The sequence below is a fragment of the Terrabacter carboxydivorans genome (genome assembly GCF_039532035.1).
In the GTDB taxonomy this organism is placed as follows: Bacteria; Actinomycetota; Actinomycetes; order Actinomycetales; family Dermatophilaceae; genus Terrabacter; species Terrabacter carboxydivorans.
The window spans coordinates 196,828-211,243 of sequence record NZ_BAAARE010000004.1; the positions used below are offsets into that span (position 1 = coordinate 196,828).

Genomic DNA, 14,416 nt, shown 5'->3' on the forward strand with positions numbered 1-14,416 from the left:
GGGGGTTCGGTCCTTTCAGGCTGTGGCGTCGGCCGGGATCTTGCCGGTCATGGACATCTGGGCGGGGAGGCCGATCGGTCGGCCGGGCAGGAGCACGTTCCAGTAGACGTGCCGGAAGGCGAGCTTGCCGACGTGGTTGGCCCGCGACTCCTTGAGCAGGGTCATGGGGCCGATCTTCGCGATCGGGAAGGTGCCGGTGAGCGGTTCGGTGTCGTAGTTGAAGTCGAGGAGCAGGGCCTTGCCCTGGCCCGACTCGACGAAACAGTTGGCGTGCCCGTCGAAGGAGTGCGTCATCGGCCTGCCGGCCACGAGCTCGAGGAAGTTCTCGACGAAGACCTCGACCGAGAAGTGCGCGACCGAGCCCGCCTTGGACGTCGGGATGTTGCTCGCGTCACCGAGGGCGAAGATCTCGGGGTACTGCGTGGACTGCGACGTGTGCTTGTCGACGGGCACGTAGTTGAGGTCGTCGCCGAGGCCCGATCGGGCGACGAAGTCGGCGCCCATGTTGAGCGGGATCGTCACGAGCTGGTCGTAGGGGACCTCGCGCTCGTCGTAGGAGATCAGGACCTTGCGCTCCTGGTCGATGCTCTCGACCATGAAGTCGGTCTCGACGGTGACGCCGCGCTCCTTGAGCAGGTGGCCGAGCTCCTTGCTCGCCACGGGCTTGGTGAAGGCGCCGTCGAGGGGCGTGACGAAGACGAGCTCGGTCCGGTCGCGCAGCCCGCGGCCCTTGAGGTAGTCGTCGGCGAGGAAGGTGAACTCGAGCGGGGCGACCGGGCACTTGAAGGGGAGCTCGGTGATGTGCACGACGAGGCGCCCGCCGGTGAAGGTGTCGAGGGCGTCGCGAAGCGCCACCGACCCGTCGTACGTGTAGAACTCGCCGACCGACCTGTGCCACTCGTCGCCGAGCATGCCGGGCGTCTGGTCCGGGCGCGGGGAGGTGCCGGAGGCGATGACTAGGTAGTCGTAGGTGAGCGTCCGACCGTCCGTCAGCGCGACGGACCTCGCTCCGGCGTCGACACGGTCGACGTCGGCGAGGACGAGCTCGATGCCGTCGTGGATGAAGGCATGCTTGCTCTTGCGGATCTGCTCAGGAGTGTTCATCCGGAAGGGGATGAACAGGTAGCCGGGCTGGTAGTCATGGATGTCGGTCTTGTCGACGACCGTGATCTTCCAGTCGCTCTTCGGGAGGCGGTGACGGAGCTTGTTCGCGACCATGGTTCCGGCCGTGCCCGCGCCCAGCACCACGAGGGACTTCTGTGTGGTGGTCATGTCTTCAACGGTACCCCCGTGGGTATAGGTCGGCTGTGACCCACGAGACAGATCAGGTGTGACGGTGCAGACACACCGGTGCACACCTCCGCAGCCTGCGCACGCGACGCCGAGCGGGTCAGCTGCATGGTGGAGCGAGCCCACATTGACTCTCTCGCAAGGGTGCTCGACTTCGGCTCACCGCTGACGGTGAAGAACAACATCGCGACGGCGGCGCCGATGCACACGACCGGTGCCGACGTGCGACGGCGGGAGAGCGCCCTCGAGGCGGCGACCGGCGCGCGGGGTCAGCCCGCGGCGCTGAGCCAGCGAGAGAAGAGCCGGGTGACGAAGGGCAGGAGGACGTACGTCATCCACGGCGTCGCGACGAGGGTCGTGACGAGGACGCGCACGGCGGCCGGCCAGTCCCCGCTGAAGGGCGAGAGCAGGTAGGTCCGCGTCAAGCTCGTCGGGAAGAAGGCGATCCAGATGACGCTCGCCTGCTTCCACCGCGGCGGTGCTGCGGGGGCGCCCGGGCCCGCCTCGTGCACCGACGACGTCGCCGGCTCGTCGAACCAGCCCTCGATGCCCGTGCGGTACTCCGTACGCCGGTGCTCGACGAGGTCGGCCGCGGAGCGCAGCCACCGCATGCGCTCGGGCGAGCGCTCCCACGCGTCGAGGTGCGCTCGCGAGTCGAACCGGTAGAGCATGTGCCAGTCCTCGGTGCCCGAGCGCACCCATCCCGCCCCGAGGAAGCCCTCGAACCGCTCGGCCATCGACGTGCCGGCGTGCACCCACGCCTGCATGAGCAGCTCGTCCTCGGGCGCGACCCGGCGGGTGATCGACACGGTCAGCGGACCGTCGACCGCGCTCGCCGGCGTGGGCCCGGTCGCGATGCTGGTGCTGGTGCTGGTGCTGGTGCTGGTGCTCATGCTCGAGGGGCTCCTCTGGGGATGGTCCGGCGGCAGGCGGGTCGGTCAACCCGGCCCCGGACGCGACGATGCCGGCCGCCCCGAGGGGGCGACCGGCATACGTCGTCGTGATGCGCGGGTTCTGCGCTACGCGTGGTGCGGTGGTGCGAGGGAGGTCAGGACCTCACTGGCCGACGCGGAAGCGCGCGAAGGACGTCGCCTGGGCGCCGCCCTCCTCGAGCACCTTGCCGACGGTCTTCTTGGCGTCCTTGGCGAACGCCTGCTCGAGCAGGACGTTCTCCTTGAAGAAGCCGTTGACGCGACCCTCGATGATGCGGGGAAGGGCGGCCTCCGGCTTGCCCTCCTCCTTGGCCGTGGCCTCGGCGACGCGACGCTCGTTCTCGACCGTCTCGGCCGGGACCTCGTCACGCGTCAGGACGGTCGGGCTGAACGCCGCGATGTGCATCGCGACGTCGCGGCCCACGGCCTCGTCGCCACCCTGCAGCGCGACGAGGACGCCGATCTGCGCAGGCAGGTCGGGGCTCGTCTTGTGCAGGTAGGACACGACCTTGTCGCCCTCGAGGCGCGCCACGCGGCGGACCTCGATCTTCTCGCCGATGGTGGCGTTGGCCTCGTCGAGCAGCTCCTTGACGGTCTTGCCGTCCTCGAGCGTGCTCGCGAGGAGCGAGTCGGCGTCGGTGGCGCCGGCGGCGACGGCCTGCGTGAGGACCTGGTCGGCAAGGGCGATGAACTTCTCGCCCTTCGCGACGAAGTCGGTCTCGCAGTTGACCTCGACGAGGGTGCCGACGCCGTCGGTGGCCGAGGCCGCCACGAGACCGTTGGAGGCCGAGCGGCCCTCACGCTTCGTGACGCCCTTGAGGCCCTTGACGCGAAGGATCTCGACGGCCTTGGTGCGGTCGCCGTCGGCCTCGTCGAGCGCCTTCTTGACGTCCATCATGCCGGCGCCGGTCTGCTCGCGCAGCGCCTTGATGTCAGCGGCGGTGTAGTTCGCCATGCTCTGTATCGCTCTTTTCGTCAGTGGAGATTGACTCGTGTGTCAGCTGGTCAGCTGGCCAAGGGGGTCGGGCTGGTGGAGAGGACCGTCAGGCCTTCTCGGCACCGGCCGTCGCCTCGGCGCCCTCGGCCGCGGGGGCCTCGGCGGCCGGAGCCTCAGCAGCGGGAGCCTCGGTGGCCTCGGCGGCCGGAGCCTCAGCAGCGGGAGCCTCGGTGGCCTCGACGGCCGGAGCCTCCGTGGCCTCGGCAGCGGGAGCCTCGGTCGCCTCGGCGGCCGGAGCCTCCGTCGCGGCAGCGGCGTCGGCGTAGAGCTCGCGCTCCCACTCGGCCAGCGGCTCCTCGGCCTGCGCGTCGCCACCGGACTTGCCGGAGGAGCGCTGCACGAGACCCTCGGCGACGGCGTCGGCGATGACCCGCGTCAGCAGCGTGACGGAGCGGATCGCGTCGTCGTTGCCGGGGATCTTGTAGTCGACCTCGTCGGGGTCGCAGTTCGTGTCGAGGATCGCGATGACCGGCAGGCCGAGCTTGCGCGCCTCGTCGACCGCGAGGTGCTCCTTCTTCGTATCGACGATCCACACGGCCGAGGGGACCTTGGACATCGTGCGGATGCCGCCGAGGGTCTTCTCGAGCTTGATCATCTCGCGCTTGAGGATGAGCAGCTCCTTCTTCGTGTAGCCCGAGCCGGCCACGTCGTCGAAGTTCAGCTCCTCGAGCTCCTTGAGGCGCGTGAGGCGCTTGGAGATCGTCTGGAAGTTGGTGAGCATGCCACCGAGCCAGCGGTGGTTGACGTACGGCATGCCGACGCGCGTCGCCTGCTCGGCGATGGGCTCCTGGGCCTGCTTCTTCGTGCCGACGAAGAGGATGCTGCCGCCGTGGGCGACGGTCTCCTTGACGAACTCGTACGCGTTGTTGATGTACGTCAGCGACTGCTGCAGGTCGATGATGTAGATGCCGTTGCGCTCGGTCATGATGAAGCGCTTCATCTTGGGGTTCCAGCGACGGGTCTGGTGCCCGAAGTGGACGCCGCTCTCGAGGAGCTGGCGCATGGTGACGACGGCCATGCCGTGTTCTCCCTTGTGTCGTGTTGTCAGTTGTGCGTGGGCGCTGACGTCGTCGGTCACGTGGAGACGTGGCCCGGCGGCCGGCATACGACCTCACTCCTGGCGCCTGACGCACCCCGCCCCTCCGCGAACGGTGGGGACTGCCGTGGTGCGACCCGGTCCGGCGGACCGGCAGAAGACGCGCGAATTTCGGTCCCGTGCGACGAGCACACGTGACCGTCGTCCATCGTACGTCCTGACCCGGGTTGTGGAGAAATCGCGGCGACCCGACAGAATGGCCCGCATGGCGCACTGGGTGGAGACGATCCCGGCCTTCGTCGTCCTCTCGGTGGTGCTCTTCCTCCCCGGCTGGCTCGTCGTGCGGGCGCTCGGCGCGCGGGGCCTCGAGGCGCTCGCCGTCTCCCCCGCCGTCTCCGCCGGGCTGATCGCCGTCTTCGCGACCGTCGCGCAGCGCGTCGGCGTGCACTGGGGGCTGCTGCCGCTCCTGGCAGTCACGCTGGTCGCGACGGCCCTCGCCTGGCTCGGCATGCGGCTCTTCGGCCGACACGACCCCGAGCTCGGTGCCACCCGTCGCCTGCTCGGCCGCCCGCGCCCCGACGTCGTCGTGGCGATCGCCGTCGGCGCCGTGCTCGCACTCGTGACGATCCTGCCGGCGATGGGGCGGCCCGACGAGCTCGTCGACTCGCCCGACGCCGTCTACCACCTCAGCCGCATCAAGACCTTCCTCGAGACCGGCAACTTCTCGATCGCCAACCCGACCTTCTACCCGAACGGCTTCCACTCCTGGGTCGCGACGGGTCTGCTCCCCGGTGTCGCCGACGTGCTCCCGGGGACCAACGTGGCCACCATCGTGCTCGCGGCCCTCGTGTGGCCCATCGGCTGCGTGGCCCTCGTGCGCCACGCTCTGGGGACCTCACGCCTAGTGACGTATGCCGCGGGGTTCGCCTCCGCCGCCTTCATCGCGTTCCCGACGATCCTGCTCGGCTGGGGCGTGCTGTGGCCCAACCTCATGGCAACGGCCCTGACCCCTGGCGCGCTCGCCCTGATGCTGCAGGCCGCGCGCTCGAAGAGGATCGGCCAGTGGCTCGGCTTCGTCGCCGCGATGCCCGGCCTAGCGCTGATCCAGCCCAACGCCCTCGTGGCCCTCGTGGTCTTCGCGCTCGTGTGGTTCGTGACGGCCCGCCTGCGGGCCGGCCTGCTGAAGCACCTGTCCTGGTGGGTCGTGGCGCGCGACCTCGCCGTGGTCGCTGTCGTCGGTGTCGCGGGGCTCGTCGCCGCCCCCGTCGTCTCGGCGCAGCTCGCCTCGACCCAGTCCTACGAGTGGAAGGACCGCGTGTCCGCCTGGACCGCGCTCGTCGAGGTCGTCGGTGGACGGCTGCAGGTGCCCGACGTGCTGTGGGGCCTCATGCTGCTCCTCGTCCTCGGCACCGGCTGGATCGTGCTGCGCGCCAGAGCGGCCCTGCCGGTGGTGGCGATGTGGGGCGCCTGCGTACTGCTCTACGTCATGGCGGCGTCGTCGACGTACTCGTGGACCTCGCTCATCACCGGCTACTGGTACAACGACAAGGTCCGGCTCGCCTCGCTCGCTGCGGTCCCCGGCGTCGTCCTCGTCGCCGCCGCGGCCCCGGCCCTGCGAGAGCTGCTGCGCAAGGTGCCGGGCCTCGGCTCGCGTCCCGTCGCCGTCGGCCTCGTCGCCGTGCTCCTGCTGCCGGTCCTCACGCTCGGACTCAACGGCGCCACCCGCTACCGCATGCTCAGCGGCTTCTTCCGGCCGAGCTCCCCCGAGCGGGTCATCCTCTCGTTCGAGGGCCAGGACTCGCTGCGCCGGCTCGCGGCTCTCGTCCCGGAGGGGCAGGGCGTCGTGGGCCGTCCCGAGAACGGCTCGCCGCTGATGTGGCCGCTCTTCGGCACCAACACCCTCTACCGGTCCATCCCCATCCCCACGACGGGCGACGAGATCGTCATCGGCACCGGGTTCAACGACATGGCCCACCGCCCCGACGTGTGCGAGGCCATGGCCCGTCACGACATCCGCTGGGCCATCGACTCCACGCACGTCTACTGGCTCGACCGGCCCGAGCGGTCCTCCGGCCTGGCCGACCTCGCGAAGGTCGACGGCGTCGAGCCCGTCCGCACGGACGGCGCCTACACCCTCTACCGCGTCACCGGCTGCGGGCTCGGCGCCACGACGTCCTCCTGAGGCCCTCGTGAGACGCCCGTGAGGCCACGGGACGGCATACGCCACCGGGTGTGCAGCGCTCACGAAAGGCATACGCCCCCGGGTTTGCGAGAGTTCTCGGACGATGCGTAACACTTTGCGCCCGTCAGCGATGGTGTGGGTGGAGATCCCACACGGACCCCCTGACCGGGTGGCATATCCACTCACGTCCCGCGACAACACCCCTCCACAGCCGTCGCGAGTCGTGGGAGCCCCCGCCGACGTGCCCCCGGCGGGGGCTCCCGTGCATCCGGCCCGCGACCGCTCCACGGCTACGCTCGGGCCATGAGCTCGCCGCTGATCTCGCGCATGCAGCCCTTCGGGACGACGATCTTCGCCGAGATGTCGGCCCTCGCCACGCGCACCGGCGCGATCAACCTCGGGCAGGGCTTCCCCGACACCGACGGGCCGCGCGAGATGCTCGACGCGGCGAAGGCCGCCATCGACGGCGGCCGCAACCAGTACCCGCCCGGCGCCGGCGTCCCCGAGCTGCTCGAGGCCGTGGCCGCGCACCAGCAGCGCTTCTACGGCGTGTCGCTCGACCCGACCACGCAGGTGCTCGTCACGGCCGGAGCCACCGAGGCGATCGCCTCGGTCGTGCTCGCCCTGTGCGAGCCGGGCGACGAGGTCGTCACCTTCGAGCCCTACTACGACTCGTATGCCGCCACGATCGCCCTCGCCGGCGCCAGCCGACGCACGTCGGTGCTGCGCTTCCCCGACTTCGCCGTGGACGAGGCGTCCCTGCGGGCGGCCTTCTCGTCGCGCACCCGGCTCGTGCTGCTCAACACGCCGCACAACCCGACGGGCAAGGTGTTCACGCGCGTTGAGCTCGAGCTCGTGGCGTCGCTGGCCCGCGAGCACGACGCGTGGGTCGTCACCGACGAGGTCTACGAGCACCTCGTCTTCGACGGCGCCGAGCACGTGCCGATGGCGACGCTGCCGGGAATGGCGGACCGCACGATCACGATCAGCTCGGGCGGCAAGACGTTCTCGGCGACGGGGTGGAAGGTCGGCTGGCTGTCCGGCCCGGCCGAGGCGGTCGCGGCGGCTCGCACCGTCAAGCAGTTCCTCACCTATGTCGCCTCCGGTCCGTTCCAGCCGGCCGTCGCGCACGCGCTCGGCCTGGGCGACGAGGTGTATGCCGGTCTGCGCGACTCGCTGCAGCGCAAGCGGGACCTGCTCTGCTCGGCCCTCGAGGCGTCCGGCCTGCAGCTCGCCCGGCCGTCGGGGACCTACTTCGTCATCGCCGACGCGGCGCCGCTCGGCGCGGTCGACGGGCTCGAGTTCGCGCGACGACTGCCCGAGGTCGCCGGGGTGGTCGGTGTGCCGGTGTCGGTCTTCCACGACGACCAGGACGCGGCGCGCACCCTGGTGCGCTTCGCCTTCTGCAAGAAGGACGAGGTCCTGCTCGAGGCCAGCCGCCGACTCGCCGCGGCCGGCTCCCGCCCAGTCGCCGAGTGAGCGCCTGACCCCGCACCCGGCACTCGAGTGGCCCCGGCGTCCCACGCCGAGTCAGCGACCCACCCCACCCCCAGCGCTCGAGTGGCTCCGCCGTCCCACGCCGACTTGGCGCCGAAATCCCACAACACCAAGCACTCGACTGGCCGCGCCGTCCCCACGCCGGCGGCAGACCACCGTCCACACCTCCCCCGGTGACCTGACCGCGGTCCACAGGTGGGTCGGCCCTGCTCCTACCGCGGTTCGACCCCGACCACCATGGTCACCATGTCCATCGGGTCAGCACTTCTCGTCGCCGTGCTCTCGATCGCGCCCGCTGCCGACCTGCCTCCTGCGGACTCCCCGGCGGGCGCCTCGACCGCTCTCACCGGACGCGGGGCCACCTCGCAGCAGTCCGGCCGGTGGGCCTGGCCGCTGCAGCCGCAGCCCGAGGTGGTGCGGCGTTTCGACGCCCCCGACCAGCCGTGGCTGCCGGGTCACCGCGGCGTCGATCTCGCGGCCGCGGTCGGACAGTCGGTCCTGGCTCCCACGGACGGACGCGTGTCCTGGTCCGGGGTGGTCGCGGGGCGCGCGGTCGTCGTCGTGACCCACGAGAACGGGCTGCGCAGCACCTTCGAACCCGTGGCGGGGTCCCCGGCGGTGGGCACCGCTGTGGCACGGGGTGACCGGGTCGGGCAGATCACCGCGACCGCGGGACACTGCGCCCCGAGGACCTGCCTCCACTGGGGCGTGCTCCGCGGCGATACCTACCTGGACCCGTTGTCGTTCGTCGGCCGGGCGAGCGTCATCCTGCTCCCCCTCTCCTGACGCAGGCGTCCGCGCGCGGCAACCTTGTCAGGCCCGAGGATGGGCCTGCTCGTAGCTGCGTCGCAGCCGGTCGACCGAGACGTGCGTGTAGATCTGCGTCGTGGCCAGGCTGGCGTGGCCGAGGATCTCCTGGACCATGCGCAGATCCGCGCCGCCTTCGAGCAGGTGCGTGGCCGCGCTGTGGCGCAGCCCGTGCGGGCCGAGGTCCGGGGCGTCAGGCAGGTGCGACAGCAGCTCGTGCACGACGGAGCGGACCTGCCGTGCATCGACGCGACGACCGCGGCGGCCGAGGAACAGCGCCGGGCCGGACTGGTCGCCGACGAGGCGCGGACGGACCGCGAGCCAGCCCTGGATGGCGCGCCCGGCCGGCGCGCCGAAGGGGACGATGCGCTCCTTGGCTCCCTTGCCCATGACGCGGACGACGCCCTGCGACAGGTCGACGTCGTCGATGTCCAGGGCGGCGAGCTCACCCACGCGGATCCCGCTGGCATAGAGCAGCTCGAGCACCGCGCGGTCGCGGACGTGGATCGGGTCCTCGTCGTCGGCACGGACAGCTGCCAGATCGAGCATCTCGCTCGCCTCTCCCTGGCGCAGCACACCGGGCAGGCTCGCGTGACGCTTCGGCGCGACCAGGCGCAACGACGGGTCCGACGAGATCCGGCCCGTGTGCTCGGCCCAGCGCAGGAAGGTCCGGGCCGACGCGGCCCGTCGCGCGATGGTCGCTCGAGCGGCGCCCGCGTCGGCCTGGCTGCCGAGCCACGCCCGGAGGTCACCGATGCGCAGGTCGCCGATCTCGTCGATGCCACGACGGGAGGCGAAGCCGAGCAGGTGGCGGACGTCTCCGAGGTAGGCGCGTCGGGTGTGCACGGAGCGTCCTCGCTCGGCGCCGAGGTGGCGCGCGTATGCGTGGAGCAGCTCGGCGTGCCGCTCCAGCGCGTCAGCCTCGGTGTCCACCACATCCGTCACTCCCGCACCATCGCAAACCCCATGGCACCTGGGCAAGCGCCGCGCCGCGGTGACCGCCTCGGTGAGGACGTCGCACGTCGCAGACGGGACTGAGCGCTCACCCGATCCGGGACGAGGCCCGAGCCGCCGGGAGCCCGAGGCCACTCGACTTGGACGGAGTGCTCACCCGCTCCGGGACGGGGCCTGAGCCGCCGGTAGCTCGCGGCCACTCGACTGGGACGTGGGCCGAGCCGGCGGTAGCCCTAGGCCACTCGACTGGGGCGGGGCGATCGCTCCGGTTCACTCGGGCGTCGGCTAGCGACGCCGTGTGTGGGCTCAGCCGAGGGGCAGCGTTCGACGCTGGGGCCGCTTGCGCCACGTGCCTGCGGACTCGCCGACGAGGCCGAGCCGCTCGAGGCGTCCGAGCGCCGCCCTGACCATGAGGGGCGACTGGGCGACCTGACGGACGACGGCGTCGAGGGTGAGGCCCGAACGGAACGGAACAGCCTCGAGGACGGACGCGTCGAGCGGCGGGAGGTCGTCGCCGGGCAGCACCGGACCTCGACCCGGCTCGTGGGCGTCGTCACCGAGGTCGCCCACGAGGTCGATGACCTCCTCGGCACTGGTGACGAGCACGGCCCGTAGGTCACGGATCTCCTGGTGGCAGCCGGAGGAGGTCATCGACGTGACCGGACCCGGCACCGCACCGACGTGGCGCCCCGCCTCGATGGCGTGCTTGACGGTGTTGCGGGACCCGGACCGGAGGTCTGCCTCGACGACGACGGTGCCTCGCGTCATCCCGGCGATGAGCCTGTTGCGGGCCAGGAACCGGGACTTCATCGGGGCCGACCCCGGAGCCACCTCCGAGACCACGAGCCCGTCCCGGGCGATCCGCGAAAGCAGGGCGGCGTGCCCCGACGGGTAGGGCCGCTCGACGCCGCCGGCCAGCACCGCGACCGTCGCGCCGTCGACCGCGAGCGCCCCACGGTGGGCGCTCCCGTCGATGCCGAAGGCGGCTCCGGACACCACCGCCCACCCGCGCTGGCACAGACCCGCTGCGATGTCGGCCGCCACCTGTTCGCCGTAGGCCGTGGCCGAGCGTGATCCGACGACGGCGACGGACCGCTCGACGGTCTCCGCCAGGTGGAGCGGACCCCGGACCCACAGGCAGTAGGGCGGGATCGGGACCTCGCCGAGACGCTCGGGCCACTCGTCGTCGCCGGGCACGACCACTCGGGCGCCGACCTTGGCCGCGATGTCGAGGTCGCGCTCGGTGTCGAGCACTGCGAGCCGAGCTGCGAAGCGAGCCAGCGTGCCGCGACCGGCGCGGATGCGCTCGAGCGTCTCGACGGCGCCGAGCTCGGCGATCAGGCCCGGGACGTCCTTGTCGCACGGTTCTGCGACGCGGGACAGCGCCGCCCGGGCGAAGCGCTCAGCATCCATGGTCGGTCTCCTGCCTGTCGTCCGTCGGGAGGTCGTCCGTCGGAGGGTGGTGCCCGCTGGGGTCGAGTGCAGTGGGGTCGGATGCGATCGGGTCGAGCGCAGTGAGGTCGAGTGCCGAGGGGGCGTGCGAAGGACCTCCGAGGCCCCGCGAGCGGCGACGGCCCGTGATGCTCATGCTGCGACCCCGGCCCGATGGCGCAGAGACAGCGCGAGGTCGACCTGCTCGAGACCAGGACGCTGGAGTCCCATGACGTCCGCGATCGTCCACGCGCACCTCAGGGTGCGGTCGTAGCCGCGCAGGCTCAGGGCAGCTCGCTCGAGTGCCCGGTCGAGGGTGGTCGTCGCCGACGTGGGCAGTCGCCACGGCCGACCCCGCAGCACCGAGCCGGGCACGTCGGCGTTGACCCCGCTGCGGCGCTCGAGCACCGCGTGCCAGCGCTCCCCCTGCGCGGCGCGCGCGGCGGAGACCCGTGCGGCCACGGACGCGGTGGACTCCCCCGCCGACGCCCCGGCCAGGGACAGTCCCGGTGGCTGCACGTGCACCTGAAGGTCGACGCGGTCGAGCAGCGGGCCGCTCAGCCTGCCGAAGTAGGAGCGACGCATGAGCGGCGTGCAGGTGCAGTCCAGGCCCTTCCCCCAGCCGTTGCCGCACGGGCACGGGTTGGCGGCCAGGACGAGCTGGAAGCGCGACGGGAAGGTGACGGTCTCGTGGGCCCTCGCGATGGAGACCGTCCCACGCTCGAGCGGTGTGCGCAGCGACTGGAGGACGCCCTTGTCGAACTCGGGCGTCTCGTCGAGAAACAGGACGCCGCGGTGGGCCTGGGTGATCGCGCCGGGGCGGATGTGTCCGCTGCCGCCCCCGATGACGGCGGCCTGCGACGCGCCGTGGTGCGGTGCGACGAAGGGAGGTCGGGAGATGAGCCGCGCCTCATGGCCGGAGCCGAGGGTCCCGAGGACCGAGTGGATCGCCGTGACCTCCATCGACTCGGCCTCGCCGAGCTCGGGCAGCAGGCCCGGCAGCCGCTCGGCCAGCATCGTCTTGCCGGCCCCCGGAGGCCCGGCGAACAGCAGGTGGTGGCCGCCCGCGGCAGCGATCTCGAGCGCGAGCTTGGCGTCGGCCTGGCCCACCACCTCGCTGAGGTCGCGCACCGGCTCCGGCGGCGGCGCGGCCACGAGGGGCACCGGCACCTCCTCGACCGCGCGTCCCTTGCCGAGGGCGCCGTAGCGGTGGACGAGCTCGACGACGTCGGCCACCGGATGCACGTGCACGCCCGACACGAGACGGGCCTCGGCGGCGTTGGCAACCGGGACGACGACGTGCCGCACGCCGGCCAGGGACGCTGCGCGCACGAGCGGGAGCACCCCGGGCACCGGCCGGACCGTGCCGTCGAGGCCGACCTCGCCGATGTGGACGACGTCACGCACGACACCGACGGTGACGAGGTCCATCGCCGCCGCGACGGCGACGAAGATGCCGAGGTCGAAGCCGGTGCCGACCTTGCGCTCGCCCGCCGGCGACAGGTTGACGGTGACCCGGCGCTGGCTCACCGGCAGCTTGTCGATGAGGGCGGCGGCGGCCTTGATCCGGTCGGAGGACTGCTTGACGGCGGAGTCACCGAGGCCGCTGATGGCGAAGCCGGGCAGGCCCTGGGTCACGTGCGCCTCGACGTCGACGACGAAGCCGTGCACGCCGCGCAGCCCGACGGAGCGGGTGCGTCCAAGCCCCATCAGCACACCGCCCTCAGGTGCTCGAGCCGCGCCCGACCGGTGGGCGGCCGCAGGATCGAGACGACGTCGATGCGCAGCGCGAGTCCGTGCGCCAGGTCGGCGTGGTCGTCGCGCCACAGGCCCGCAAGCTGTCGCAGGCGCCGCTGCTTGCGCCATGTCACCGCCTCGAACGGGGCGCCGTAGGCCTCGGTCGTGCGCGTCTTGACCTCGCACACCACGAGCTCCCGGCCGTCGCGGGCGACGACATCGAGCTCACCGCGCACGCACCGCCAGTTGCGGTCGAGGATGGTCAGTCCCTGCGCGAGCAGGTAGCGGCACGCGAGGTTTTCGCCGTAGTCGCCGAGGGCACGGGTGGAGAGGTCCATGACCGCCACTCTCGCGGCGCCCGGACGCCGAGGACAGCGGTCAGCGCGAGGCTGTGGACGGCATACGCCCCCCGACGAGGGGGTGTGGACGACGCGGGCGCGCCGTCCGGCGTCAGCTGAAGTCGCCGCTCTCGGGGAGCTTGATGTCGGGTTTGGGCAGCTCCTCGACGTTGACGTCCTTGAACGTCACGACGCGCACGTTCTTGACGAACCGCGCCGGGCGGTAGATGTCCCACACCCACGCGTCGGCCATGGTCACGTCGAAGAAGACCTCGCCGCCGTCGCTGCGCACCTTCACGTCGACGGAGTTGGCGAGGTAGAAGCGGCGCTCGGTCTCGACGACGTGCGTGAAGAGGCCGACGACGTCGCGGTACTCCTTGTAGAGCTGGAGCTCCATCTCGGTCTCGTACTTCTCGAGATCTTCCGAACTCACCTGATCGCCGTCCCTGTCTGCTCTGCCGTGGTGGGCACCGGAGCGAGGTTCTCCGTCCCCTCATTCAACACCTCGACCGGCCCGTCCACGTAGACGCCGGGCAGGCGCCACGAGCGGCGGTGCAGCTCGCACGGCCCGAGGCGCGCGAGCGCGTCCATGTGCTCGGGCGCGGAGTAGCCCTTGTTGAGCGACCAGGCGTATGCCGGGTGCTGTGCCGAGAGGGCCACCATCATCTCGTCGCGCTCCACCTTCGCGAGCACGCTCGCCGCGGCGACCGAGGAGCACTTCATGTCGGCCTTGACCATGGTCGTGACCGGTGGGGTGCTGGGGCCGCTCGCCGCGTCGTCGCCGGCGAACGCGAACAGGCCGACCTCGTCCGGGGACGTCAGCCAGTCGTGGTTGCCGTCGAGGATGACGAGGTCGGGCACGACGCCGAGAGCCCCGAGAGCCCGTGTCCCGGCCAGGCGCAGCGCCCGCATGATGCCGATCTCGTCGATCTCGTCGGCGCTGGCGTGGCCCACCGCGTAGGCGACGGCCCAGCGCTGGATCCGGGGCACGAGGACCGTGCGCGCCTTCTCGGTGAGCAGCTTGGAGTCCTTGACCCCGATCGGCGCCGACCGCACGGTCTCGTCGATGACGACGACCCCGACGCTGACCGGGCCCGCGAGGGCGCCCCGGCCGACCTCGTCCATGCCGGCGAGCAGCCGGTGCCCGGAGCGCTGCAGGGCGCGCTCGACCCGGAGCGACGGTTTCGTGGAGGGAGCTGGACGTGCCATGGTGCC

Annotated in this window: 13 protein-coding genes; 3 read left to right on the forward strand and 10 right to left on the reverse strand. The window is 71.7% G+C overall.

Going from position 1 to position 14,416, the window contains the following annotated elements:
• Nucleotides 1-15: 15 nt before the first annotated feature.
• From sqr to rpsB, 4 genes are all read right to left on the reverse strand, one after another.
• Nucleotides 16-1,272: a type III sulfide quinone reductase, selenoprotein subtype gene (gene sqr, locus ABD297_RS06090; RefSeq protein ID WP_344253934.1), complete on the reverse strand. Its 1,257-nt coding sequence runs from the start codon at nt 1,270-1,272 to the stop codon at nt 16-18.
• 287 nt (nt 1,273-1,559) lie between these two features.
• Nucleotides 1,560-2,183, reverse strand: coding sequence for an antibiotic biosynthesis monooxygenase (locus ABD297_RS06095; protein ID WP_344253935.1), 624 nt, complete (start codon nt 2,181-2,183; stop codon nt 1,560-1,562).
• Between the two features lie 163 nt (nt 2,184-2,346).
• Complete coding sequence (tsf, locus tag ABD297_RS06100) at nt 2,347-3,177, reverse strand: translation elongation factor Ts (RefSeq protein WP_344253936.1); 831 nt, start codon at nt 3,175-3,177, stop codon at nt 2,347-2,349.
• An 88-nt stretch (nt 3,178-3,265) separates the two neighbouring features.
• A complete protein-coding gene (rpsB, locus tag ABD297_RS06105; protein WP_344253937.1) occupies nt 3,266-4,237 on the reverse strand; it encodes a 30S ribosomal protein S2 in 972 nt (323 codons plus the stop codon).
• 283 nt (nt 4,238-4,520) lie between these two features.
• On the opposite strand from rpsB, the gene ABD297_RS06110 reads away from it, so the two are divergent.
• The 3 genes from ABD297_RS06110 (at nt 4,521) to ABD297_RS06120 (ending at nt 8,720) form a co-directional block, all read left to right on the forward strand.
• Entirely contained in the window at nt 4,521-6,437 is a 1,917-nt protein-coding gene (locus tag ABD297_RS06110) for a DUF6541 family protein (protein ID WP_344253938.1), read from the forward strand.
• Nucleotides 6,438-6,740: 303 nt separating this feature from the next.
• Entirely contained in the window at nt 6,741-7,916 is a 1,176-nt protein-coding gene (locus tag ABD297_RS06115; protein ID WP_344253939.1) for a pyridoxal phosphate-dependent aminotransferase, read from the forward strand.
• Nucleotides 7,917-8,180: 264 nt separating this feature from the next.
• Nucleotides 8,181-8,720, forward strand: coding sequence for a M23 family metallopeptidase (locus tag ABD297_RS06120; protein WP_344253940.1), 540 nt, complete (start codon nt 8,181-8,183; stop codon nt 8,718-8,720).
• A gap of 27 nt (nt 8,721-8,747) precedes the next feature.
• Here the strand turns inward: ABD297_RS06120 and ABD297_RS06125 are convergent, their stop codons facing one another.
• The 6 genes from ABD297_RS06125 to ABD297_RS06150 form a co-directional block, all read right to left on the reverse strand.
• Nucleotides 8,748-9,677, reverse strand: a complete 930-nt coding sequence (locus ABD297_RS06125) for a tyrosine recombinase XerC (RefSeq protein WP_344254017.1) — start codon at nt 9,675-9,677, stop codon at nt 8,748-8,750.
• A 324-nt stretch (nt 9,678-10,001) separates the two neighbouring features.
• Nucleotides 10,002-11,108: a DNA-processing protein DprA gene (dprA, locus tag ABD297_RS06130; protein ID WP_344253941.1), complete on the reverse strand. Its 1,107-nt coding sequence runs from the start codon at nt 11,106-11,108 to the stop codon at nt 10,002-10,004.
• A 171-nt stretch (nt 11,109-11,279) separates the two neighbouring features.
• Nucleotides 11,280-12,836: a YifB family Mg chelatase-like AAA ATPase gene (locus ABD297_RS06135; protein WP_344253942.1), complete on the reverse strand. Its 1,557-nt coding sequence runs from the start codon at nt 12,834-12,836 to the stop codon at nt 11,280-11,282.
• Nucleotides 12,836-13,201 (reverse strand): YraN family protein, encoded by a 366-nt coding sequence (locus ABD297_RS06140; protein WP_344253943.1) that lies wholly within the window; start codon nt 13,199-13,201, stop codon nt 12,836-12,838. The genes ABD297_RS06135 and ABD297_RS06140 overlap by 1 nt, the downstream gene beginning before the upstream one ends.
• Nucleotides 13,202-13,313: 112 nt before the next feature.
• Nucleotides 13,314-13,634, reverse strand: a complete 321-nt coding sequence (locus ABD297_RS06145; protein WP_030146655.1) for a DUF2469 domain-containing protein — start codon at nt 13,632-13,634, stop codon at nt 13,314-13,316.
• The gene (locus tag ABD297_RS06150; protein ID WP_344253944.1) at nt 13,631-14,410 is read right to left on the reverse strand and encodes a ribonuclease HII; all 780 of its coding nucleotides are present in this window, start codon (nt 14,408-14,410) and stop codon (nt 13,631-13,633) included. The genes ABD297_RS06145 and ABD297_RS06150 overlap by 4 nt, the downstream gene beginning before the upstream one ends.
• Nucleotides 14,411-14,416: the final 6 nt, after the last annotated feature.

Bases quoted from the DNA above. Each gene is read 5' to 3' on its own strand.
- dprA (WP_344253941.1), bottom strand. From the start codon at position 11,108: ATGGATGCTGAGCGCTTCGCCCGGGCGGCGCTGTCCCGCGTCGCAGAA.
- ABD297_RS06140 (WP_344253943.1), bottom strand. From the start codon at position 13,201: ATGGACCTCTCCACCCGTGCCCTCGGCGACTACGGCGAAAACCTCGCG.
- ABD297_RS06110 (WP_344253938.1), top strand. From the start codon at position 4,521: ATGGCGCACTGGGTGGAGACGATCCCGGCCTTCGTCGTCCTCTCGGTG.
- ABD297_RS06115 (WP_344253939.1), top strand. From the start codon at position 6,741: ATGAGCTCGCCGCTGATCTCGCGCATGCAGCCCTTCGGGACGACGATC.
- tsf (WP_344253936.1), bottom strand. From the start codon at position 3,177: ATGGCGAACTACACCGCCGCTGACATCAAGGCGCTGCGCGAGCAGACC.
- ABD297_RS06135 (WP_344253942.1), bottom strand. From the start codon at position 12,836: ATGGGGCTTGGACGCACCCGCTCCGTCGGGCTGCGCGGCGTGCACGGC.
- sqr (WP_344253934.1), bottom strand. From the start codon at position 1,272: ATGACCACCACACAGAAGTCCCTCGTGGTGCTGGGCGCGGGCACGGCC.
- ABD297_RS06150 (WP_344253944.1), bottom strand. From the start codon at position 14,410: ATGGCACGTCCAGCTCCCTCCACGAAACCGTCGCTCCGGGTCGAGCGC.
- ABD297_RS06120 (WP_344253940.1), top strand. From the start codon at position 8,181: ATGTCCATCGGGTCAGCACTTCTCGTCGCCGTGCTCTCGATCGCGCCC.
- rpsB (WP_344253937.1), bottom strand. From the start codon at position 4,237: ATGGCCGTCGTCACCATGCGCCAGCTCCTCGAGAGCGGCGTCCACTTC.
- ABD297_RS06095 (WP_344253935.1), bottom strand. From the start codon at position 2,183: ATGAGCACCAGCACCAGCACCAGCACCAGCACCAGCATCGCGACCGGG.